Annotated in this window: 16 protein-coding genes and 1 pseudogene; 5 read left to right on the forward strand and 12 right to left on the reverse strand. The window is 37.1% G+C overall.

Annotated features, from left to right (window positions below; genetic code table 11):
- On the forward strand, positions 1-806 hold an 806-nt coding region (locus tag ACKI2P_RS10930), incomplete at its 5' end, for an RNA-guided endonuclease InsQ/TnpB family protein (protein WP_407377533.1).
- A 47-nt stretch (positions 807-853) separates the two neighbouring features.
- Positions 854-2122, forward strand: a complete 1269-nt coding sequence (locus ACKI2P_RS10935) for a hypothetical protein (RefSeq protein WP_407377534.1) — start codon at positions 854-856, stop codon at positions 2120-2122.
- 29 nt (positions 2123-2151) lie between these two features.
- Here ACKI2P_RS10935 and budA read toward each other — a convergent pair whose 3' ends face one another.
- A complete protein-coding gene (budA, locus tag ACKI2P_RS10940) occupies positions 2152-2955 on the reverse strand; it encodes an acetolactate decarboxylase (protein WP_407377536.1) in 804 nt (267 codons plus the stop codon).
- Positions 2956-3338: 383 nt separating this feature from the next.
- Positions 3339-4724, reverse strand: a complete 1386-nt coding sequence (locus ACKI2P_RS10945) for a hypothetical protein (protein WP_407377537.1) — start codon at positions 4722-4724, stop codon at positions 3339-3341.
- A 182-nt stretch (positions 4725-4906) separates the two neighbouring features.
- Between ACKI2P_RS10945 and ACKI2P_RS10950 the strand changes: the two genes are divergently transcribed.
- Positions 4907-5716: a DUF4013 domain-containing protein gene (locus tag ACKI2P_RS10950; RefSeq protein ID WP_407377539.1), complete on the forward strand. Its 810-nt coding sequence runs from the start codon at positions 4907-4909 to the stop codon at positions 5714-5716.
- Between the two features lie 66 nt (positions 5717-5782).
- Here ACKI2P_RS10950 and ACKI2P_RS10955 read toward each other — a convergent pair whose 3' ends face one another.
- Complete coding sequence (locus tag ACKI2P_RS10955; RefSeq protein ID WP_407377541.1) at positions 5783-5920, reverse strand: hypothetical protein; 138 nt, start codon at positions 5918-5920, stop codon at positions 5783-5785.
- A 247-nt stretch (positions 5921-6167) separates the two neighbouring features.
- Here ACKI2P_RS10955 and ACKI2P_RS10960 point away from each other — a divergent pair, with 247 nt between their 5' ends.
- The gene (locus ACKI2P_RS10960) at positions 6168-11276 is read left to right on the forward strand and encodes a right-handed parallel beta-helix repeat-containing protein (RefSeq protein ID WP_407377543.1); all 5109 of its coding nucleotides are present in this window, start codon (positions 6168-6170) and stop codon (positions 11274-11276) included.
- Positions 11277-11379: 103 nt separating this feature from the next.
- On the opposite strand, the gene ACKI2P_RS10965 is transcribed toward ACKI2P_RS10960, so the two are convergent.
- From ACKI2P_RS10965 to ACKI2P_RS11005, 9 genes and pseudogenes are all read right to left on the reverse strand, one after another.
- On the reverse strand, positions 11380-12021 hold the full coding sequence (locus ACKI2P_RS10965; RefSeq protein ID WP_407377545.1) for a hypothetical protein: 642 nt from the start codon (positions 12019-12021) through the stop codon (positions 11380-11382).
- A 597-nt stretch (positions 12022-12618) separates the two neighbouring features.
- Positions 12619-13352, reverse strand: a pseudogene (locus ACKI2P_RS10970) (sulfide-dependent adenosine diphosphate thiazole synthase).
- 114 nt (positions 13353-13466) lie between these two features.
- Entirely contained in the window at positions 13467-15338 is a 1872-nt protein-coding gene (gene gatE, locus ACKI2P_RS10975) for a Glu-tRNA(Gln) amidotransferase subunit GatE (protein WP_407377547.1), read from the reverse strand.
- A gap of 9 nt (positions 15339-15347) precedes the next feature.
- The gene (gene gatD / locus ACKI2P_RS10980; protein ID WP_407377549.1) at positions 15348-16658 is read right to left on the reverse strand and encodes a Glu-tRNA(Gln) amidotransferase subunit GatD; all 1311 of its coding nucleotides are present in this window, start codon (positions 16656-16658) and stop codon (positions 15348-15350) included.
- A 10-nt stretch (positions 16659-16668) separates the two neighbouring features.
- On the reverse strand, positions 16669-18108 hold the full coding sequence (locus tag ACKI2P_RS10985; RefSeq protein ID WP_407377551.1) for a 2-oxoacid:acceptor oxidoreductase family protein: 1440 nt from the start codon (positions 18106-18108) through the stop codon (positions 16669-16671).
- 12 nt (positions 18109-18120) lie between these two features.
- Entirely contained in the window at positions 18121-19233 is a 1113-nt protein-coding gene (locus tag ACKI2P_RS10990) for a 3-methyl-2-oxobutanoate dehydrogenase subunit VorB (protein WP_407377553.1), read from the reverse strand.
- Positions 19234-19518, reverse strand: a complete 285-nt coding sequence (locus ACKI2P_RS10995) for a 4Fe-4S dicluster domain-containing protein (RefSeq protein ID WP_407377555.1) — start codon at positions 19516-19518, stop codon at positions 19234-19236.
- 8 nt (positions 19519-19526) lie between these two features.
- Positions 19527-21194 carry an AMP-binding protein gene (locus ACKI2P_RS11000; RefSeq protein WP_407377557.1) on the reverse strand — a complete coding sequence of 556 codons (1668 nt, stop codon included), beginning with the start codon at positions 21192-21194 and terminating at the stop codon, positions 19527-19529.
- Positions 21195-21213: 19 nt separating this feature from the next.
- The gene (locus tag ACKI2P_RS11005; RefSeq protein WP_407377559.1) at positions 21214-21765 is read right to left on the reverse strand and encodes a helix-turn-helix domain-containing protein; all 552 of its coding nucleotides are present in this window, start codon (positions 21763-21765) and stop codon (positions 21214-21216) included.
- 213 nt (positions 21766-21978) lie between these two features.
- Between ACKI2P_RS11005 and ACKI2P_RS11010 the strand changes: the two genes are divergently transcribed.
- Positions 21979-22350 (forward strand): hypothetical protein, encoded by a 372-nt coding sequence (locus tag ACKI2P_RS11010; RefSeq protein WP_407377561.1) that lies wholly within the window; start codon positions 21979-21981, stop codon positions 22348-22350.
- Positions 22351-22462: the final 112 nt, after the last annotated feature.

Genomic DNA, 22462 nt, shown 5'->3' on the forward strand with positions numbered 1-22462 from the left:
CTAGCTTCAGACAAACCGTCAGAAAAGATAAAAGACCAGTAGAAAAAAACACACTAACATTAAGAAAACATGGAAAAGTAACATTCAGCACAAGCATAGAATATCTGGATTTACTAAACCACCCAGACACTAAATTCAACAACATAACAGTATACTATGATGGATTAAATCACTATGCATCATTCAATATAGAAACTAATCCACCAGAACATCTAGAATTAACTGAAAAATACCTTGGGTGTGATATTAATTCTAATAAAAATGGATGGTTAGTCACAAGCGAAATGCAGAAGGAATTTTTTGATGTTGATCATGAAAACCAAATGATCAAACACATCAACAGATTAATGTCCAAATGTAGAAACCAAAGCAGAAAATGGAAAAAACTACAAAAAAGACTACAAAAATGGTACAACAAAAGAACAAACCAACTAAACGACTACATTGAAAAATTAACATACAATATAGTCAAAAAATACGACACCATAGTCTTTGAAGAAAACTACGCCAATATCAAGATTTTAATCGGAGGAGAACAAAACATGATATTTCCCCTATCACGATTCATAAAAAGACTAAAAGACAAATTCCAACTCTACAAACCCAAAGCAAACGGCGTACAGTTCACAAAAAGCCACAATACAAGCAGAACATGCCACCATTGCGGACACATAAAACAAGAGTTAGAAGTCAAAACACGCAACTGGAAATGTCAAAAATGGGGAAAAATACTTGATAGAGACGTAAATGCTGCAATTAATATATTAAACCGCTGGTTCAACGGGGATAGCCTGAAAAATACTTAATTAACCTATTAAGTGAAAAAAAATTCAGGAATCCCCACCCTCTTAGGGTGGGGTGGTTCAATGGACTAAAATTTGATGTCAACATCACAAACGTTACATACTGGGGAGCAAATGGTGTTGAAAACACAGGAAATTCCACTATTGTGCCTGTAATGTCATATAGGGAAGCAGGTCAGAACGTCACCCTTGCTGGTGTTGTTAATGGCATGCCTGTAAATGTCAGTGCAGTTACAAATGCTGAAGGTAAGATTGTTTTGGATGTTGGTTCAGGCGATTATTGGTTAAGTGTCATCCACGATGATGATTCATACTATTCTTCTGCAAAGGCAGTGTTCACAAACATGAAAATCATTGTCATTGAAAATAATGTTACAGTGAATGTTCCAAGTGATGTCACAGGTAATGTCAGCATAATCGTAAACAATGTGACTTATCCTGTCAGTATCGTTAATGGTACAGGAAGCATTAAGGTTCCATCAATGCCGTCTGGCCCTGTGGAAGTAGTCATATCCAATGATTCTAAATATGGCAATATATCATATGAGGTAACTCCATTTGTACCGGTATCCATTGACAGCAACAAAAACGTTAACGTATTCTATCTTGAACCTGCAAGCTACAGTGTCTGTGTACTTGTGGATAAGAAACCTGTTTCAGGTATAAAAGTCAAGTTTACAGTTGCAGGCAAAACCTACTATGCACCAACCAATGCCAAAGGTATTGCAACTGTCAAACTGTCCCTTGCACCTGGAAAATACACAATAACTGCAAGCTATAGTGGTAAGACAGTTAAAAACAGCGTTACTGTAAAACAGATTATCTCTGCCAAAAAGACAACCAATGTCAAGAAATCCAAAAAGCAAACCTTCATTACAATAACTGTTAAGGGTCATAAGGTAAAACAGTCTGTCAATGTCAAGTTTACTTACAAGGGTAAAAATAAGATTGCGGTCAGCTTCGGCAAGGATATGAAAAAACAGAAAGTTACAGTCAAGTTCAAGGGTAAAAAATATTATGTAAAGGTCAATGCCAAAGGCAAAGGAACCCTGAAACTGACTAAAAAGGTTGCCAAAAAGCTCAAGAAAGGCAAAAAATACACCACTAAAGTAACCTATAAGGGACCTAAGCTTTACAAGAAAGCAAAACTGACAGTCAAATTCAACGGCAAGAAGTATAGTGTCAAAACCAATGCCTATGGAATTGCCAAGTTCAAGGTAACCAAGAATATGGTTAAAAAGCTCAAGAAAGGCAAAACTTTAGGTTACACCATAACCTACAAAAAGGCAACCCTTAAAAGGTTTGTTAAAATTAAATAAGAAGGATTTTGAATCCTTCATTTTTTTTATTATTCAACACTGCTAATTTTATTGGTCATGTCTTCTGTGAAATTCATTTTTGCAAATGAGTCATCACTTGGAAGTATCATGTTGAATTCATGGATCTCATCAATTTGTCCTGATCCTTTGAAATCAGTGAAATTTAAAACATGCCCTCCTTTAGTCTTATCATCAGACAGGAAATGAAGATGCCAGCCGTGCATGTTTAATTCATTCATGTATTCTGGGAAGTATACTGCAACAACTGTTCCGGTCTGGGCGGTGTGGTTGAATACTTTTTGGTCAACTGCAGCAACTTCTGTGAATTCCTTATATGGTTTTTCCTGTTTTTCAACACTTCTGACTGTAATGTTTGAAAAATCACCTTTGAGTTTGATTACGTACATGTTGTTTGTGCTGTTTTTGCTGATTTCTTTGTTTAATTGACTTGTTAAATCATCAAAGTCCTTGGCGCTTATATTGTCTATTTTTCCATCTTCATCAAAGTTGGTGATTGTAGCGAAGGGTATGGTTTCGTTATCCGGCATGACGTTAATGCTTCCGTCAGCGGCTGCCTGATAAACGACTCCGTCCAGAATTATCATCTCACCGTTTACTCCTTCGAATGTTCCAAGACCAGTGTTACCATGTGTTTTTAAATCTCCTACTGTAATTACTCCGTCATATTCTCCATGCATGAAAGCCTGCATCAATGAGACTTGATACATTGAATCATCATTATTGCTGTTAAAGAATAATGAATTCTGAGCGCTGACTGCTGAAACAGCAAGCAAGCCCACTATAATTAATGCAAATACTATTTTCTTATTCATTATATATCCCTCCTTTTGGTTAATTAGGTATATGTTGGAATTTGATAATAAGTTTTGATGTTTGAAATTTAATATCAGTTTATAAGTTCATAACAACTTTAACTTGTGCAAGAATTCTCCCTTCTTAAGCCGGAGAGGTTCATATTAGTTTAGTTCTTCAGTTAGAAAATTTTAATGAAACTCTTAAAAGTATTTTGAATGAATTTGAAGTGCTTAAAAAGGACAATAATTTATCAACTGATGAATCAAAAAAATCATGAATTGCTGGTGTCTTTTCTTCCAGCCAAACAATTTGAAGGTGTTTTGAAAAACCATTGATTATTGCGATAATCGAGCTTACATCAACTGCACATATGGATAATAAAAAAAAATAAGAGATGAGATTAATTCATCTTTGATCTGTCGTAAACAAATGTTGAAACAGTAACTATTATGAATGCGCATATTATAATTGCAGCATTTCCAATGACATTGGCCAGGGAACTTCCGACCTTTTTCAGGAGGTCAAAAATCGCGTTAAACAATGCTGTAAGCTGATTGATTAAATCAGTGATGAATGCCATGATGTAATTTATTAATCCTGTTATCATTCCTATAATCTGATTTATAAGTCCCATAACGAAATTTATTATGCTCAGTATCAATCCTATGATATACTGTACAAGGGATATCAGTGTTTGGAGAAGTCCTATGATGAAGTCCAGTGCGGACAGGATTAAACGTAAAAGCTGCTCGATTGAAGTCAGAAGAATTGTAAACAATTTTAAGAATCCTGAAATTTCATTCCATATTGTTCCGATCAATTCTGTAAATCTATGCAGACCATCTATCAGCATCTGCATTTGACCCATAAACCCATAAAACATGTTTCCTATCCCTTCAATGCCGTTGACGACTGATAGGGCGAAACCTGCTAGTGTGTCAATGAGAGGTTTCCATGCACCATATGCGGAATTGAGAAGTGAATCAAAATAACCATTGAGACCATCAAGGAATGTAGCGTTTGTTTCATTGCCGCCTGTCTGATTTAGGGCTATTGTGGGTACGGTTGTATTGTTTGTAAAACTTTCCGGGCCGCTTTCGTCGGTGTCATTTGTCTGGTTGACTTGGACAATGACATGGTCAATAGTTCTGAATGATACCTTATATGCAAAATAATTTGACTCATTTCCTGAAACTGATTTTAAAAGTTCAAATTGGAAAACGGCTTCAGTGTTATTGTCTATCATAACGACTGCGGTGTCGCCTACTATTTCACTTGAACTGGCAACAGCCTTACCTACCTTTGTAGGGGATGATCCGCTTTTTATGAAATCGGTCACTATGCTTGCGACACTGCCGTCCATGTCGTGTCTGTAGCATTCGACTACGGCAAGTTTAAGTGTATTGGCATTCGGAGCCTTTGATGCAGAGACATGTTTGAATTCATCACCGCTGCTTGCAGGGGATTTTGAATAGTCAAGGATAAATCCTCTAAATCCGTCGCTAAATCTGATGTCATTTCCATGTCCTTTAGCCAAAATGTAGTTATGTTTGGATTTATCGTTCGTTTTATCTTTATTGTCCTTTTTATCTTTGTCGGATTTCTTGTTTTTATCCGCTGAATCGTCCTTGTCAGGGGTATCGTCATCTTTTTTGTCCTGATCGACTGATGGACTATCATCTACTCCATTGTCACCACCATTTGTGGCATTGTCCGCCACCACAATGCTTAAAAAGGAAAATGAAACCAATATGACAAGTATTAAAGTAACTATTTTTTTGTTCATAATTTGCCTCTGTATTAATATCTTTTATCATTTCCCATATATTAAGATTATCGTAATTTTGGCCGATTTTTCACTTATAATCGATATTTGTAATTCATTGTTTATCTATTGGGGGGTACTTTAAATTTTAAATAGTATTATCTAAAAATATATATGTAAATCAGTTATGTAATGTGATAAATATGGATTTGCGTGAAATGATAATGGATGCTATAAAATATCCTATTAATGATAATCGAAAATTTTTAATATTCTGTGCTTTAATTGTTATAATGAGCTTATCATCAATTGTTCCGTCATACGGTGTTAAGAATGATACTATAAACATGGTTTTAACTCTTATAACTATAATTGTTGCATTTGTAGTTTTAGGATACTTAATTGAGGTTCTTAAAGGAGGAACTGAGGGCGAAACCACACTTCCTGATTTGGATTATGTGAAACATTTCATCCTGGGTATCAAGGCGATGATTCTGGATATAATCTATTTCATCATACCTCTAATCATTACCCTAGTCGTCGCTTCTGCAAGCGGGCTTTTTTCCTCATTCACCAAAATAGTTTATTCAGCCATTGGTGCTATGGAAAAGGGTGCTGAAAATGCCACTGCAATAATGGCCGCTATTCCCAAATCATCAATTGCCACATTCAATAATGCGTTGACCGTTACTCTGGTCATTGGAATTGTCCTGTTTGTCATATTTTCATTGCTTTCATTTACAGCAATCGTGAGATATGCAAAAACCGGAAGCGGAATCGAAGGTCTGAGATTCAGGGAAATACTGAAGGACATGCAAAAAGTAGGAGTTCTCAATATTATAGTTACTCTGATTGTAATTTATGTTATTGCATTGCTTTTGACACTAGTCATTGGAGTTATAGGATTGATTCCATATATTGGCGTTTTCATAGGCATCTTTTTAGGAGTGCCGTTCATACTCCTGTTCATGTACAGGGCTGTCGGGTTATTGTATGCTGATGTATATAATTAACCATTTCTTTTTATTAATTCCCTGTTAACAATACATTTTTATTTTATTTTTTTTAAAACGAATGAATTAATTGGATGATTTGCTCCAGCAATCACAGGTATCATCCATTTTGACTAATTTTTCATGAAATCCGCAGTAATATTGTGTGCAAAGGCCAATGTCAAATTCCACATGTTTGCAGTTATAGCATTCTTTTTCATCCATGATATTCCTCCAAAGTTTATACTTTTTTTAAAATACGGTCAGCTGATACTTTCTATGTATTTTGTCCAAGAAATGTTTTTCCGGCTTATCTGCCGTTATTCTCCAAGATAGTTATATATTTATATTTTGGTGAATAGAATTTAAGTCATGTTTTTGAAGTTTTAAACAAATGACATTTATTTTTATGATTGTTTTAAATGATATTAAACGTTTTTAGCATACAATTTTCAGGAGTTTTGGGGGGAAAATGAAATTCAAGAAACTAATGTTCATGCTGGCACTGGCCATAGTCATATTAGGTGCGGCCGGAGTCTGTGCCAGTGACGTGAACAATACGGTAATTGCCAGGGGAGATGATTCAGCAATTGAATTGTCACAAGCAGATGCTGGCGAGATGATGTCTTTAAAGGAAGGCGAACTGATAGGTCAGACAGAAAATGATGACGTGATAAGTGAAGGAGATGTTGGAACATTTGCTGAACTGCAAGGAAATATTACTGCGGCAAAACCAGGTTCAACATTAACGCTAACCAAGAATTACGGATGGGAAAGCGGTTTTGATATTGAAGGAATTATTATTGGCAAATCAATGACAATCGATGGAAACGGATTTAAAATCGATGCAAAGGAAAAATCAAGAATATTCAAAATAACAGCAGACAATGTGATGCTGAAAAACATAATTTTCACAAATGGTAAAACAACCGGAAATGGAGGCGCAGCTTTCTTTGAAAAGTCAGGTGCCGTGATAAATTGTAATTTCAGCAATAACTTCAATGACGGTGGTTCAGTTTTCTTTACGGGTAAAGGTGAAGTGACATATTGTAATTTCTTTGATAACTATGCAGCTTATGGTGGTGCGGTTTACTTTAGCGATTTAGGCACTCTTGCAAATTGTAATTTCACTGATAACACTGCAACTAAAGACGGGGGTGCGGTTTACTTCCAGAATACTGGGGATGTGAGAAATTGTAATTTTATAGCCAGTACTTCTAAAAATAATGGAGGAGCACTTTTCTTTGAAAAGTCTGCTACTGTGACAAATTGTAATTTCACCGGTAGCACCGCTTCAAACACTGGGGGTGCGGTTTACTTCTCGGGTGACGGTGAGTTGACAAATTGCAGTCTTGCCGATAACACTGCAACTAAATACGGCGGTGCGGTTTACTTCTCTGGTGACGGTGAGTTGACAAATTGCAGTTTTGCCAACAACACTGCAAAAATGGGTAATGCTATTTATAATTCTAATCACTGCACTGTTTGCGATAGTGATTTTACAAATAATCCTTTAACCAAAGGCGCAATTCATTCAGTTACTGGAGATATCACCTTTTCCAATAATGTCCTTGATGCTGATGATGTTGTCCGGGGCAGGAATTTCACAGAAATTCAAAAATTAATAGACCTGGCAAATGAGGGGGATGAAATCACTGTTGATGGATTGTATACTGGTTTTGGAATACCAATCAGAATTACAAAAAGTTTAACCTTAACCGGACAAAACAATGCAACACTGGATGCAAAAAAACTGTCAAAAATACTGTATATAACCTCCGACAATGTCATAATCAAAAATATACAATTCACAAGGGGACGCGCAGAAAACGAGGGTGCAGTTTACTTCTATCGTACAGGTACTGTGACTAATTGTAATTTCACTGACAATGAAGTGATCGGTGAGAAAGGTTCCGGTGGAGCAATTTACTTTAATGGCGCAGGAAATGTGATAGATTCCATTTTTACAGACAACAGGGCAACCAGAAATGGTGGTGCAATATATGTTGAAGCACAATCAATAAATAACAATTTTTCATCCCAATTCTATAATAATTATGCAGGACAAAGCGGAGGAGCCATATTTTTCCATAATTTAGTTCAAAACAATAGTTTTGAGTGCATTTTCAGGGACAATTATGCGGGCTATGGCGGAGGAATGTTTTTCTCCAAGAACGCAAATGAAAACAGGTTCAGCAGTGATTTTATAAACAACACTGCAAAATCATGCGGAGGGGCAATGTTTTTCTACAGCACTACTGACAGGAATAACTTCACCGGCCGTTTTATTAACAATAGCGCTTTAGGTCAAATTGATCCAACAAACGGAAACGGTGGCGCAATAACATTTAAGAACGTATCCACCAACAGCATATTCAGCAGTGAATTTATTAACAATATTGCTGCTTTGAATGGTGGGGCAGTAAACTATCGTGAAACTCCTAGAAATATAATATTCAATACTAATTTCACAAACAATACTGCTCAAAGAGGTGGGCGAGTCAATTTCTTTAAAACCTTTGAAGACGTAATATTCAATGGGGAATTCATTGGAAACTCCGCTGAAAACGGTGGCGCATTAGCTGCAGGTTATGGAACCATTGAGGATATTTCATTTAAGAACAATCATGCTAACAACGGAGGTGCCGTTTATCTTGCAGGATCCGGTTCGACTGTAAATTGTAATTTCACCAACAACAGGGCTACCCGTAACGGCGGTGCGGTTTACATCTCAGAGAAAGGCAATGTTGTAAATTGCAGTTTTGAGAACAATACTGCTGCTCATGATGGTGGTGCTGTCTACAGTAAATTCGGTACGGTTGAGGATTGTAATTTCACCGGTAATGATGCTTCTAATGATGGGGGAGCAGTTAGCTTAAGTTATCCGAGTAATGTGGCAAATTGTCATTTTGCTGACAACTCTGCTAAGAATGGTGGTGCGCTTTACTTCCTTAATGATAATGATAATGTGATAAATTGCAGTTTTGTCGCTAATGAGGCCACTGGCAGAGGTGGTGCTGTTTTCTTCATGACTAATCAGCAGGTTAATGCGACAAATTGTTATTTTGAAGGCAACTCCGCTCCTGAAGGTGGAGTTATTTTTTGCTATACATGGGCGGTCACTGCGGATTCCATCATTTTAAAAACAGATTCCGATACAACTAACAATACGCTTATTCTTTCACCTAAATTGGAGGTTTATGATTTCTACTCAGTCTATGGTTCCGGTGAGAATTTAACATTTTATTTAACAACACATGGGGGCATGCCAATAACTAACGGAAATATTTCAATGGCCGTATACCTTAAGGACAATGCTAAACAAGTGTTTAATCATACTTTTCTAAGCGGTACAGATTGGACTGTGGACCTACCTGTCGGATTTTATTATGCATTCATCAACACTGAATATGAAGAGTTCGAACCGATTTTCAGGACAATAGAAATAACAATGCCTGATGTTCAGTTTTATGTAAATGTGACTTCACTTACAACCAACCGCAATACTGTTAACATTACTGCAAAATCCAACATTCCGAAAAATCTCTTATGGGATGGCAAATTGATATTCATATTATCAAACGGCACCCAAATCAATGCAACATATGGTGTTAACGGTACATGGTGGGCTGAATATACATTTGACGATTGCGGTGAATATGACGTCAGCGCATCATATGTCGGATTGGACAATGTTGCTGTCAATAATGGAACTATAACAATCCATAAAGAGGATTCAACAATAACTCTTGATAATATCGTTTTGGATTATGGAGATTCAAGAAATGTTACTGTAACAACTACCGGAGCCACAGGAATAACAGCAAACATCGATAGTGTTAATGTTACCGTGATTAATAATTTCACTATTCGGATTTCAGGTTTAAAAGCAGGAAATCATACATTAACCGTAACAACAATAGCTGACAGTATTCATAATCCTGTAACTAAAGAAGTCAACATTACTGTAAATAAATTATCCACTGAAATAATTTTAGCTAATGAAACACTTGATTTAAAAGTAAACGATGAGTTTGTTGTTTTAGCTAATTTAACTCCTGCCGGCGCAGGCAATCTATCATATTCTTCCAATAATGAAAGTGTTGTTAAAGTATCTGATGATGGTTTAATCACAGCATTGAGTAAAGGCAGTGCTACTGTCACTGTTTCATTTGCAGGCAATGACAATTATGCTGCCGCTCAAAATAAAACTATCAGCGTTACTGTTAGTTTGAAGGATACTGGTATTAGTGTTTTGAATGATACTGTCTCTATTGTTATTGATGAGGTTTATGAGATTGGTGCTGTTGTTGTTCCTGAGAATTTAACTGTTAATTATACTTCCAGTAATCCGGAGGTTGCTGGTGTTGATAATGGTGTTGTAACAGGTTTGAAGGAGGGCAGTGCGGTTATTACTTTGACGGTTGGTGATGATAAGGTTTATAAAAAGAGCACTGCTGCTGTAAGTGTAACTGTTTTTAAAGTGCCTACTGAAATCATTGTTAATAAAGCTACTTTGGAGTTGTTTGTTGGTGATGTTGCTTCAGATGTTGCCAGTTTAAAGCCTTCCACTGGTGATAATTTAACTTATATTTCAAATGATTCTTCTGTTGTTAAATTTGAGGGCAACAATCTTGTTGCTGTGGCTAATGGAACTGCTGCTATTACTGTTAGTTATGACGGTAATGATAAGTATGAAGCAGCCAACAGTAAGGTTATTGAGGTTACTGTGTCCTTGAAGGATGCTTCTGTCAGTGCCGAAGACATAGAATTAAACGTTGGTGATAATGCTACAATTGTGCCAGTTACTGTTCCTGATGACTTGAATGTCACTTATGAGGCAGATGATTCAGGTGTTGTAACTGTCGAAGACGATGTCGTAACTGCCGTTAAGGAAGGTACTGCCAAAATCACTTTGACTGTTGGCGGAGACGGCGTTTATGCTGAAAACTCAACCACAATCACTGTAACTGTAAGTAAAATTTCAACTGTTGTTTCAGGTAAGAATTATTCACAGTATGCAGTTGACTATTATGCAGGTGAAAGAGGTCAGTACTTTACTGTACAGCTTAAGGATGCAAATGGCAATCCAGTAGCAAACAAAACTGTCTCATTTGCTTTGAGCGATAAAATATTGAATAGGACTACTGATGCAAATGGTTATGCCAGACTTCAAATCAACATGAAAGACGTAAATAAACTGCCGGTTACCGTAACTTTCGAGGGTGATGAAAAATACATCTCAACCAATGCGTCATATGTTATAACCATTAACAAGAAACCTATTACAATCACTGCGGCTGCTAAAACATACAAAGCTACTGCTAAAACCAAAAAATACACAGTTACTTTAAAAACCATTAAAGGATCTTCCGCTAACGGTAAAATTTACTTGAAATCCGGTAAAAAAGTAACTTTAAAACTCAACGGCAAAACCTATACTGCAAAAACAAATTCCAAAGGTCAGGCTACTTTCAGCCTCAAAATAACCAAAAAAGGCAAATTCACTGCAGTAGTTAAATTCGCCGGTGACAAAACATACAAAGCAGCAACCAAAAAACCTAAAATAACAATCAAATAGAAGAGATCAAATCTCTCTTCTAAACTTTTTTTTTTTTATTTGGAAGTAAAAACTTCTTGAATTAACTGTAAAAATTAAAAAAATAAGAGAATGTGGAAATATATTATTTTTCAACCACTTCTTCCACAGTATGGCAGGCACTGTCCTTATTCATTGATAATTCAATTTGGAATGTGATAATGTCATTTTGAGTCTTATCCTCCAAAATCACATCTTTAAATTTTCTAATCACTTCATCAAACTGCAATGACCTTCTAAGCAGGTCTGCCTCAATAAGTTTCAAAGCATTCTTTTCATCCTCTTCTTGTGGGTCGATTTTATACAGTGATTTTAAAGCCAGTTTTCTGATTTCAACTGCAAGTTCATCATCATTGTCATCACATGTCCAGGCACAATGCAGGAGTGAAAAGAATTCAGAGCCATGATATTTTTCCGCTTTGGATATCAGATAATGCTTATAGAATCTTTCTGACAGTGGGGATTTGAAATTTTTGCCTTCGCATGTCAGATATGCACCAGTCTTTAAAAGGTCTTTTGGCACTTCTAACTTGTTTTCAATATTGCTAGCCACATAACCGCAATGTGGGCATTCAACAAGCCAGGTGTTCATTGTGCTTCTTCTCATTTCCGGAGGCCTTAAGTCAATGTCTGGATATCCCCAGGAATTGGTACTTGATAAAATCGGTTGCAAACTTGTTCTGCCGCAAACAGAACATTTCTTTTCGAATTTAGTAATGATGGTCATAATTTTAAAAAGTTTCAGGTTATATTTAAATCTTTGTTTATTTGATTGGATGATGTGTGTTTTCAAAAAATGAATGCAACCCTTCATTTCACAACCATTAATATAAATGTTATTCAATTATGATTGAATCTATACGTTATTTTCTGGTGAATTATTTTAAAGCAGCTTTTTCTTCACGATTTGGGTGATATCTTAGAATCAGACATATTTCCGTAAAATCATACTGCCTTCGTTATTGTTAACGTTGGCATGTAAAATTGATATTTATTTTGAAAAATATTATTAAAAAGAGAGATAATAGGTGTTTAACCGACGAAATTAAACACCACGAATGTTTTGAGGAAAATTATATTTTTTGGCAGATTTTTTAATTTTCCGACGACTTGTATCAAATTAAGGAAATTGTGAAAAACCTAATTCAATACAATTCTAATTTTGGAGAGTTTTTTTTAGACTGATATGTGAGTGTTTTAGGTAAGCCTAAATTCACATCGTCAATTATAATGTTGTATTAACTAGTATATAAAGGTTACTATTTTTTTAGGTATACCTAAAAATTAATTAAAAAAAGAATTGAAAAACTCTCTAATGAGAGTTCTATTTTCTGTTTTCCAAATCTTCAGCCACTTTTTTAGCTACCTGTTCTCCGGAAAGTGGCATTCCGACAAAGTTTGGTCCCATACGTTGTGATCCGTGAACTGCATTGGCAGCCATTCCGGTTACATATGATCCTGGATAGACTTCATTGACATTGTCTAAAATCTTGCCTTCCGCACTGTCTGCCCACATGGATTTCTCACCCATGATTTTACTGGTTTTGGTGTTCAGAATACTTTCCATTTTGCCCTGAACGATTTTGATAATTTCAAGCGGATGTCCTGTAGCATCAATAATTGCCTAGATCTCACAGTAAGTGAGTCTATATGTAGACCACTCATTTCAACTGAACTCCAGTTGAACACTACTTCGTTTATTCCATTTTCACGTACCATTAAATCCTCAATTGACATGAGATTAAACACTTTAAGACCAGCTTGAGTTGATTTAGAGGTAAGTGTTGAGGTGCACTCTATGGAGTCCACGACATAGTAGTTGTCCTGATATTTTTTGTAGTTGATTGCGAACTCGTCAACAATTCTTCTTCCTTCTTCCTGAACAACTACTTTGTTGAATATCATTCCTCATCCCCACATTCCGCCCTCTATAGGTAGTTTTCTTTCAAAAATAGCTACTTCATATCCTGCCTTTGCAATATAGTGTCCTGCGGTTATTCCGGACGGTCCTCCTCCAATAGCCATATCGATATCTGTGTAGTCTAGAAAGTCGTTCATGAATTCTTCAATGATTGCTCTTGATACGATTATGTCATCTAGTTTTGCTATAATTTCACTGTTGTTATATTTAATATAAAAAAAAGAGTTTAACGGAAACTCAATCGAGTTTCCTTAAATTAATTTTTGAATTTCTTCACGTACGATTTTGTTAACCATACCACCGTCAGCTTTTCCTTTAAGCTGTTTCATGCACATTCCCATTAAAGGACCCATAGCACCCATCTGACGTTCCTTAACCATTCCTTCGTTGTCTGCTACAATTCCGGCAATGATTTTTGCAACATCATCTTCGCTCATCATAACAAGATTGCTTTTCTCAGCGATTTCGGCTATGTCTGTGTCCGGTGCTTTTATGGTTTCAATGGCCAGTTTGCGAACGCTGTCCTTTGCAATTTTGCCTTCAGCCAGTAATGTGAAAATGCCTTTGAAGTGGTCTAAGGTTAAAATGTTAATGTCGTGACCTTCCCTTTTGATTTCTCTGAGATCATATGCGAGAAGTGAAGCGACCGGGGTTGCATCCACATCGACATCCGCTAAGATGGCTTCAAACATGTCTGCTTCCTGCCTTTTGACAAGCTGTGTAGCCAGATCTTCACTTAACTTGTACTCTTCAATGATTCTGGCCTGTTTCACGTCAGGCAATTCAGGCAGGTTGTTAGCGATAGGTTCAATCCTGTCTTGAGTAATCTTGAATAAAGGAATGTCTGTTTCAAGATACATCCTGTTTGCAGTCGGAAGCGGTCTCATGTACTCGGTGTTTCCGTCATCAAGAGCTTTTCTTGTCTCTTCGACAACTCCTTCAAGACCTAAATTAGCTCTTCTTTTGACTTCTTCCAAAGCGGAAACTGCAATGTCCTCATCGTGAGCTACAATGATGAACGCATCTTCTTCTCCGATGTTTAAAAATTCTGTGACTCTGTCAACTTCATCCTGGGTGATTCCGTAAGCAGGCAATTCGTCAGAGTGGAATATTCCTGAAACTCCACGTTTTTTGGCATAGCTTGCAATTTCAGTTCCGAATCTTCTTCCAGGTTGTACTTCACGACCAATTTGCCCATCAAATCCTTTTAATACAACCGCTTTAATGGTTTCGGCAGATTTTAAAATCTTTGATTTGGTGTCTTCGAACAATTCATCAAGGTCATGGATTTCTTCAAGCACTTCTGCATTTCTCTCTTCAAGCTGTTTTTTAATGTCAATCAATTCCAGTTGCCTTTGAACTTCACGGTTAACGATTTCAGCCATCAGGTCAAGGTCCTGCACACCTTTGATTTCAACACGTGCACCTTCAGCAATTGAGATGTTCAAATCCTGTCTGATTGTTCCAAGTCCTCTTTTAACGTTGGTACTTCTCAGAATCTGACCAAGCATGTAAGCTACTTCTCTTACCTGATCTGGATGGTGCATTGAAGGGTCTGTTGTAATTTCAGCTAAAGGTATTCCTAAACGGTCTAATCTGAATTCTGTAAATCCGTCCTTGGTTTCAACTCTTCTTGCGGCATCCTCTTCAAGACCTAAACTTTCAATGATAACTTTTCCGTAAGGTGTGTCAAGGTATCCGTCTGTTGCAACCATACCTGTCCTCTGGAATCCTCCTGTGTTACTTCCGTCAATAACCTGTTTACGCATTGTATGGAATTCATCCACAATGTGCATGTTCATGAGGCATGCTATTGTAATACAGATGTCCAAAGCTTCCTCATTTAAACTGTGAGGAGGTTCATCATCGTTTTCAACAAGGCATGTGTGCTTTTCGAAGTTTTCATATTTGAAGTTCAATCCCCTAAGTGATTCCTGAAGTGCAGCACGGTCGATTTCACCAAGCTCTGATTGGGTTGGCCTCAGTTTTCTTTGAACAAGTTCATCAAAATTGTCATCAACAAGTTCAGTTTTACATGGACAGAAAAGTTTGTGCTGGCTGTTTAATTGCTGGTGAATTTCAAGTCCCATTTTCAATCCTAATTTTTCATAATCGTAATCCATGTTATCACCTTAATTTAAGAAATCCCTGATTGAGGATTTTTCAGAAAATTCGCCTGCAATATTTGTTTGCATAATATTTTTAACTTCATTGTAATCGTCACTTTGACCTAATGCCCAGCATAACTTGACATAAGTTGTCTCAGGGGTCATATCAAGGCCTGAAATGACTCCTGCATCCAATATTTCACGTCCTGTTGAGTAAACGTTCATATTGACTCTGCCGTAAAGACATTGTGAAGTCATGATGACTGGGATGTTTTCGCTCTGGGCTCTCTTAAATGAGTCAATAAGGTTATTTGGAACATGTCCAAGACCGGTTCCTTCAATGACAAGACCTTTATATCCTTTGTCAATGTGATATTCGACAAATTCTTCAGAAATTCCCGGAAAACTCTTGATGAATCCGACTTTATCATCGATTCCTGTATTCACTTCAAGTTTGTTTTCTCCACGTTTGGCGTATGAATATTCCGGATTGACATTAAGCTTTTTGTTCATGATTTTAGCTATTGGCTGAGCGTTGATGCTTCTGAATGTATCTCTTCTTGAAGTGTGCATCTTTCTGACTTTTGTTCCCTTGTGAAGGTATGTATACTCATCATTCAGGCTTCCGTGCATACAGACACATACTTCTGCAATGTCTGATTTTGCAGCTATCACTGAATCGATAAGGTTGATGTTGGCGTCACTTGAAGGTCTGTCTGAACTTCTCTGAGCGCCGGTAATGATGACTGGTACTGGAGTTTTCAGCATGAAGCTCAATGCGGCTGAAGTGTAGTGCATTGTGTCTGTACCGTGAGCTATTACGACACCGTCAGCACCATCAGTAATGTCATTTGCAATTTCTTCTGCAGCCTTAACCCAGTATTCAGGTTTCATGTTTTCACTTAGGATATTGTATAATGCCTTAACATTGTAGTTTGCATAATCCAATAGTTCCGGGTTTGCTTTAACAAGGTCTGAAGCTGTAAATTTAGGATGCACAGCACCTGTGCGGTAATCAATTACAGAGGATACTGTTCCACCGGTTGAAACGATGGAAATGTTTTGTTTTGAAGGGTCATGAGGAATTTCCTCTTCATCATAACCGATTTTCGGTTTGTCTCCTTTTTCGACAAGTTCTGCGGTAGTGTCCTCGATTGCAACACCGATGTTGTATCCGCTTGACAGTTTGATTACCAGATATCCGTCATCGGCATCTTCCGGCCTGTCAAGTAAAATTCCGGTATAGGTGATGTCTTCCTTGTTGACTTTAATTGTATCTCCTATACTTAAACCGTAATTTTCAATATATTTTGTGCTGTTTTCTTTATATGTCATTAAATCACACTTAAGAATTGTTTTTAATCCATTCCGCTCCTGCCTTTAAAACTTCAATATTCACATCAATCACTTTAGGTTTTGATGCAAACATTTCACGGATAGCGTTTTCATAGGATTCACGTTTTAAAACATCTCCGAGTTCAGTTAAAGCACCTAAAAGTGCAGTGTTTGCGGTTCTTGCATTTCCATGTTCTTCAGCAATGTCCACACATGGCATTGCAATGACTTTAACGTTTCTGTCGGTTTCAAATTCTCCTATTTTTGAATCGTAAAGTATAACTCCTCCTTCCTTGACGTCCTGTGAGAACTGTTCAAGGGAAGGTTTGTTTAAAGCGATAAGAATGTCAATGTCATCAACTACAGGGGTTCCGATTGTTTCGTTTGAGATAACAACTGAACAGTTGGATTTTCCTCCTCTCTGTTCTGGTCCGTAGCTTGGATACCATGAAACGTGTTTTCCTTCAGCACAGGCCGCCTGAGCTATTGTAAGTCCTGCACTCAGTACTCCCTGACCACCGAATCCTGAAACCTTGATGCTTACTGGTTCGATTTCATCGTCAACGTATCCTGTGCCTTCGCCTCTGTTAACGTTAAATATCTTATCTAATGATTCTGTTGAAAAGTCACTTGCAGGTCTTATTACAGGCTCTTTTTTGTACAGGTTGTTTCTGAAGTTTTTGACAGGGAATTCTTTTTCCATCTGTTCTTCTATGAATTTCTGTGCACTGGCCACGTCCTGTTTGAGGTTGGTAGGACAAGGTGAGAGGACTTCAACGAATGAATATCCTTTTCCTTCTTTTTGAACGGTCAATGCCTGTTTGATTGCATATTTTGCAAGTCTGATTTTCAATGGATTTGCAAGGGAAACCCTTTCAATAAACACTGGTGCTTTCAATGTATTTATCAGTTCGCACATGTGGGTAGGATGGCCGGTATAGTCAGGGTCTCTTCCGGTTTGGCATGTTACGGTTTTTTCACCGACAAGTGTGGTCGGTGCCATCTGTCCTCCGGTCATACCGTATACTGTGTTGTTAACGAAAAATACTGCAATCTTTTCTCCACGGTTGGCTGCCTGGAGGGTTTCATTCAAACCGATTGAAGCTAAGTCTCCATCTCCCTGATAGCTCATGACAATTGCATTGTCTTCAGCTCTTGAAATACCTGTAGCTACTGCAGGTGCTCTTCCGTGTGCGGTCTGGAAATTTCCGCAGTTGAAGTAGAAATAAGCATACACTGAACATCCTACAGGTGAAATCATAACGCATCTTTCCTGTATTCCAAGTTCATCCATACATTCCGCTATCAGTTTGTGCAAAATACCGTGTCCACAACCGGCACAGTAGTGGGTTGATTGGATATTGGTTCCTTTTCTTGGATATTCTTCTAAAAGGGATTGTGGATTTCTACGTATTTGCTCTACATAATCTTTATTTAACTCTTCACTCATCTTTCCACATCCTTAATCAATAATATTCGGACTTGCCTTTTCTTCACTTCTTTTTGAAGTATCTATTTCTTCATCAAGTCCTGCTATTTCATAAATTTTAGCAAGCACATGTTTGAGTTCAATAAGGTTTCCTCCCATTCTGTTGACAAGATGGGTTCCGTCTCTTCTGAGCGCTGCATATTGAACGTCTCTTAATAACTGTCCGTTGCTCATTTCAACTGAAACAAACTCAACACCTTTGTCGGACAATTCCTTGATTCTGTCAATCGGGAACGGGTTTAATGTAATCGGTCTTAAAAGTCCGACCTTCAGGCCTTTTTCACGGCTTTTGTCAACGGCAGACCTTGCAATACGGCTGCTTATACCGAATGAAACCAGAACGATTTCAGCATCATCCACCATGTATTCATCAATGACGACTTCTTCGGCATCGATTTTGGCGTATTTTTCCTGAAGCTTGAAGTTGAAATCCTCCAGATCGTTGAAGTCATTGAAAATTGAAGTTATGAGATTTTCCATGGTTTCCTTATTTCCCTTGACTGCCCAGTCCTTATCGTTTTTAGGTTCAATTGCTTTTTCAGGGAACACTAACGGTTCTGCCATTTGGCCTAATGTACCGTCTGCAAGAACAACGACCGGATTTCTCCATTTGTCTGCAAGTTCAAATGCTTTCATTGTCAAATCGCACATTTCCTGAACGCTGTTCGGAGCAAGAACTATGTTTTTGTAGTTTCCGTGACCTCCTCCATGAACAATCTGATTGTAGTCACCCTGTTCAGGTCCGATGTTTCCAAGACCAGGTCCTGCTCTCATGATGTCAACGATTACTGCAGGCAGTTCTGCACCGGCAAGGAAAGTGAATCCTTCCTGCATCAGACTTATTCCAGGTCCTGATGATGATGTCATTACTCTGTGGCCTGTACCTGATGCACCGTAAACCATATTGATTGATGCTTCCTCACTTTCAGCCTGAACGAAGTTTCTTCCAACCATCGGGAAATATTTGGATGCTTCGTGCAGGATTTCACTTGCAGGGGTAATTGGGTATCCGAAAAAACAGTCACATCCTGCATACATTGCACCAATTACAACTGCGGTATTTCCTTTTACCATCTGATTACTCATTTAATTTCCCCCATTTCCGGCTACTTTAGCCCGGATCATTTTTGCAACTGTGTCATTTACAATATTCTTTATCTGATGCACTTCAAGGCCTAACGGTTCAGGGCATGTAAAGTAGCAGTCTTTACATCCTGTGCATCCGCTGCCGCTATAATATGCATATTGGTATCCTGCGTTGTTCATGTCTTGTGAAAGTAATATTGCATTTTGAGGACATCCTACAATGCATCTCATACAGCCTTTGCAAATTTCTTTATTAATAACTGGATAAGATATCTCTTCTGTCATTATATCATCTAATTTTTATTATCGTTTTCTCTGATTTCAACTCTCCTTATTTTTCCACTGATTGTTTCTGGAATTTCATCAACATATTCAATCATTCTCGGATATTTATAAGGAGCTGTAACTTTTTTAACATGATTTTGAATGTCTTTTGTAAGTTTGTCTGATGGTTCAAATCCAGGCTGTAGGATAATTGTTGCCTTTACGATTTGACCTCTTACTTCATCCGGATAACCGGTAATTGCACAGTTTGAAACCGCTTTGTGAGACAATACTGCACTTTCCACTTCATACGGTCCGATACGGTAACCTGAAGACTTGATTATGTCGTCATTTCGTCCGACAAAGTGAACGTATCCGTCTTCATCCACCCATGCGGTATCTCCGCAGTGGTAGTATCCGTGATGGATTTGCTTTTTGTATTTTTCTTCATCATTCACATAATCTTTGAACAGTCCCGGATTTGGGCCGTCATTCATTTTGAAACATAATTCCCCTTCATCACCGATTTCCACTCTGTTGTGGTCTTCATCAAGAAGTCTCAAATCGAATAGTGGGGAAGGCTTACCTAGGGAAGCAGGTTTTGCATCCAGCCAGATGAATGTTCCGATTGACAATGTGGTTTCTGTCTGACCAAATCCTTCTTTGATGGTAAGTCCGGACAGTTCTCTGAATTTTTCAGCTACTTCAGGAGGAAGTGGTTCTCCTGCAGTTGTTACATATTTTAAGTTTGATAAGTCATATCCTTCGATATTTTCCTTAATAATGAATCTGTAGATAGTTGGTGGAGCGCAGAATGTGTCCACTTTATATTCTATAATCTTTTCAAGCAGTTTGATTCCGTTGAATCTTTCATAGTCATAGATGAATATTCCTGTTCCTGCAATCCATTGTCCATACAGATTTCCCCAAACTGCTTTTCCCCATCCTGTATCTGCTGAGGTATGGTGTATTCCATCTTCAACAACGTTATGCCAGTATTTTGCAGTTGGGATATGTCCTAAAGAGTAAGTATGCTTGTGTGAAACCATTTTTGGAAGTCCGCTTGTTCCTGATGTGAAATAAATTAGGAAAATCTCTTCAGCATATGTTTTGTCTTCACCGGTTGGCCTTTCAAACACGTCACTTTCCTTTTCAATTGCTTCATTGAAGTTTATCCAACCTTCCCTGTCGGTTTCTATGACTAATTTTTTCAAATCAATTCCTAATGATTTTTCAGCTTCCTCGTAATCAGGTAATAGTGAGTCTTCCTCTACGGACACTACCATTTTCACGTTAGCTTCTTTTATTCTAAAGTCAATATCGTGAAGCTTTAACATGTGGGTTCCAGGTATTGCTATTGCACCGATTTTATGTAATGCAACCATACAGAACCACCATTCATATCTGTTTTTCAAGGTAAGCATTACACAGTCGCCTTTTTTAATTCCAAGACGTTTAAATAAGTTTGCAGCTTTATTTGAATATTCTTTCATTTCCTTGAAAGTGAATGTGTGCTCTTCGTCGTAGTCGTTGGTCCATATTAAAGCTATTTTTTCCGGATCGATTTCTGCATATTTGTCCACTACATCAAATCCGAAGTTATAATCCTCTTCATAGGTTAATTTAAAATTTTTATAAAAGTCTTCATAAGAGTCAAAGTCTACTCTTTCTACAAAATCTGCTATTACTGATGTCATTTAATAATCTCCATAAATATTATATGATTACTGCTAAGAATTTAGCGGGTTTATCGTTAAGTGCTACCATTGCGTGTCTGTGTGCTGAATCGAAAAAGATTGAATCTCCTTCGTTTAGGATAATTTCGTTATTGTGAATATATATTTTTAAGGAACCTTCTAAAACATAGTTGAATTCCTGACCTGGGTGTGAATTGAGTGAAGGCACAGGATTTTTTTCAGGGTCCACGGTAACGAGGAATGTTTCAGCCTGTTTGTGAATGAAATTGGAACATAGGTTTTGGTGTGTATATTCTTTTCTTCTGTCAACTGAAACCCCTTTGTTTGCACGGGTTACATCAAATATGCTCATTCTGCTTTCTTCACCGGTCAGTAATAAACCTAAATCAACTTTAAAGATGTGTGCAAGTTCATATAAAAAGCTTGCTGGAATGTCTACTTCGCCGTTTTCATATTGGATGTATGTTTCTTGTTTAATGTTCAAGCTGTCTGCAATTTCTTTAATTGTAATGTCTGAAAGTTCACGAAGTTCTCTAATTCTGTTTCCAATATCTTTGTTGTATTCATTCATTCATAAACACCTTTTTTTTAATTTATTATTATATATAATATAATATTATAATTATTGATTTTGAAATTATATAAACCTTGTTAAATACTGAGCCAATCAAGTATAATTTTTAATTTTCAAAAATTTTAATTGAACTTTTTTTAAGAATTGTTTGGAAAGTTTTATATACTTCGAACATATAATTCAAAATAATCGAGTAAGGAGGAAAAGATAATGTCATCTAATGAAATCGGTACAAATGTTATTTTCAAAAAGCAGTTAGGATTAAACTACGAAATAGACCAGAAGTATGTCGGTTTGAAAATGAAGGAAAATAATATATTGTCTTTTAACTTTAGAGTGCCTGGAGATTTAATTAACGAAGTTGAAGCTTATTTCAAAAGATTTAAACTGGGCGAACCTATTATGGTCGATATTGGTGGAACTGGAGACATAAAATGTGATTTTAAAGGAATTTCTCCGGTATTGAAAAACAAAGATGAATTTGACCAGTACTTTATCTCAGCCACTTTGCAGGAAGATAAAAAGTATGATCCTTTAGAAGAAGAAAAATGTGAAACTTGTAGTGGATGCGGATTCCACTAAATTCTTTAATTTTTTAATTGAACCTCTCCGGCTTGTAGAAGCCTGAGATTCTTAGGCCATGCATATAATATTTTTATTTATGTCACAAGAGTTCAGTAGTTTATTTAGGAAC

It is taken from the genome of Methanobrevibacter sp., from assembly GCF_045541095.1.
GTDB lineage: Archaea > Methanobacteriota > Methanobacteria > Methanobacteriales > Methanobacteriaceae > Methanocatella.

Excerpts from the sequence above, each read along its gene's own strand:
- gatE (WP_407377547.1), bottom strand. The coding sequence starts at position 15,338 with ATGGATTACGATTATGAAAAATTAGGATTGAAAATGGGACTTGAAATT.
- ACKI2P_RS10990 (WP_407377553.1), bottom strand. The coding sequence starts at position 19,233 with ATGAGTAATCAGATGGTAAAAGGAAATACCGCAGTTGTAATTGGTGCA.
- ACKI2P_RS11005 (WP_407377559.1), bottom strand. The coding sequence starts at position 21,765 with ATGAATGAATACAACAAAGATATTGGAAACAGAATTAGAGAACTTCGT.
- ACKI2P_RS10960 (WP_407377543.1), top strand. The coding sequence starts at position 6,168 with ATGAAATTCAAGAAACTAATGTTCATGCTGGCACTGGCCATAGTCATA.
- ACKI2P_RS11010 (WP_407377561.1), top strand. The coding sequence starts at position 21,979 with ATGTCATCTAATGAAATCGGTACAAATGTTATTTTCAAAAAGCAGTTA.
- ACKI2P_RS10985 (WP_407377551.1), bottom strand. The coding sequence starts at position 18,108 with ATGAGTGAAGAGTTAAATAAAGATTATGTAGAGCAAATACGTAGAAAT.
- ACKI2P_RS10995 (WP_407377555.1), bottom strand. The coding sequence starts at position 19,518 with ATGACAGAAGAGATATCTTATCCAGTTATTAATAAAGAAATTTGCAAA.
- ACKI2P_RS10950 (WP_407377539.1), top strand. The coding sequence starts at position 4,907 with ATGGATTTGCGTGAAATGATAATGGATGCTATAAAATATCCTATTAAT.
- ACKI2P_RS10955 (WP_407377541.1), bottom strand. The coding sequence starts at position 5,920 with ATGGATGAAAAAGAATGCTATAACTGCAAACATGTGGAATTTGACATT.
- ACKI2P_RS10965 (WP_407377545.1), bottom strand. The coding sequence starts at position 12,021 with ATGACCATCATTACTAAATTCGAAAAGAAATGTTCTGTTTGCGGCAGA.
- ACKI2P_RS10945 (WP_407377537.1), bottom strand. The coding sequence starts at position 4,724 with ATGAACAAAAAAATAGTTACTTTAATACTTGTCATATTGGTTTCATTT.
- ACKI2P_RS11000 (WP_407377557.1), bottom strand. The coding sequence starts at position 21,194 with ATGACATCAGTAATAGCAGATTTTGTAGAAAGAGTAGACTTTGACTCT.
- budA (WP_407377536.1), bottom strand. The coding sequence starts at position 2,955 with ATGAATAAGAAAATAGTATTTGCATTAATTATAGTGGGCTTGCTTGCT.
- gatD (WP_407377549.1), bottom strand. The coding sequence starts at position 16,658 with ATGACATATAAAGAAAACAGCACAAAATATATTGAAAATTACGGTTTA.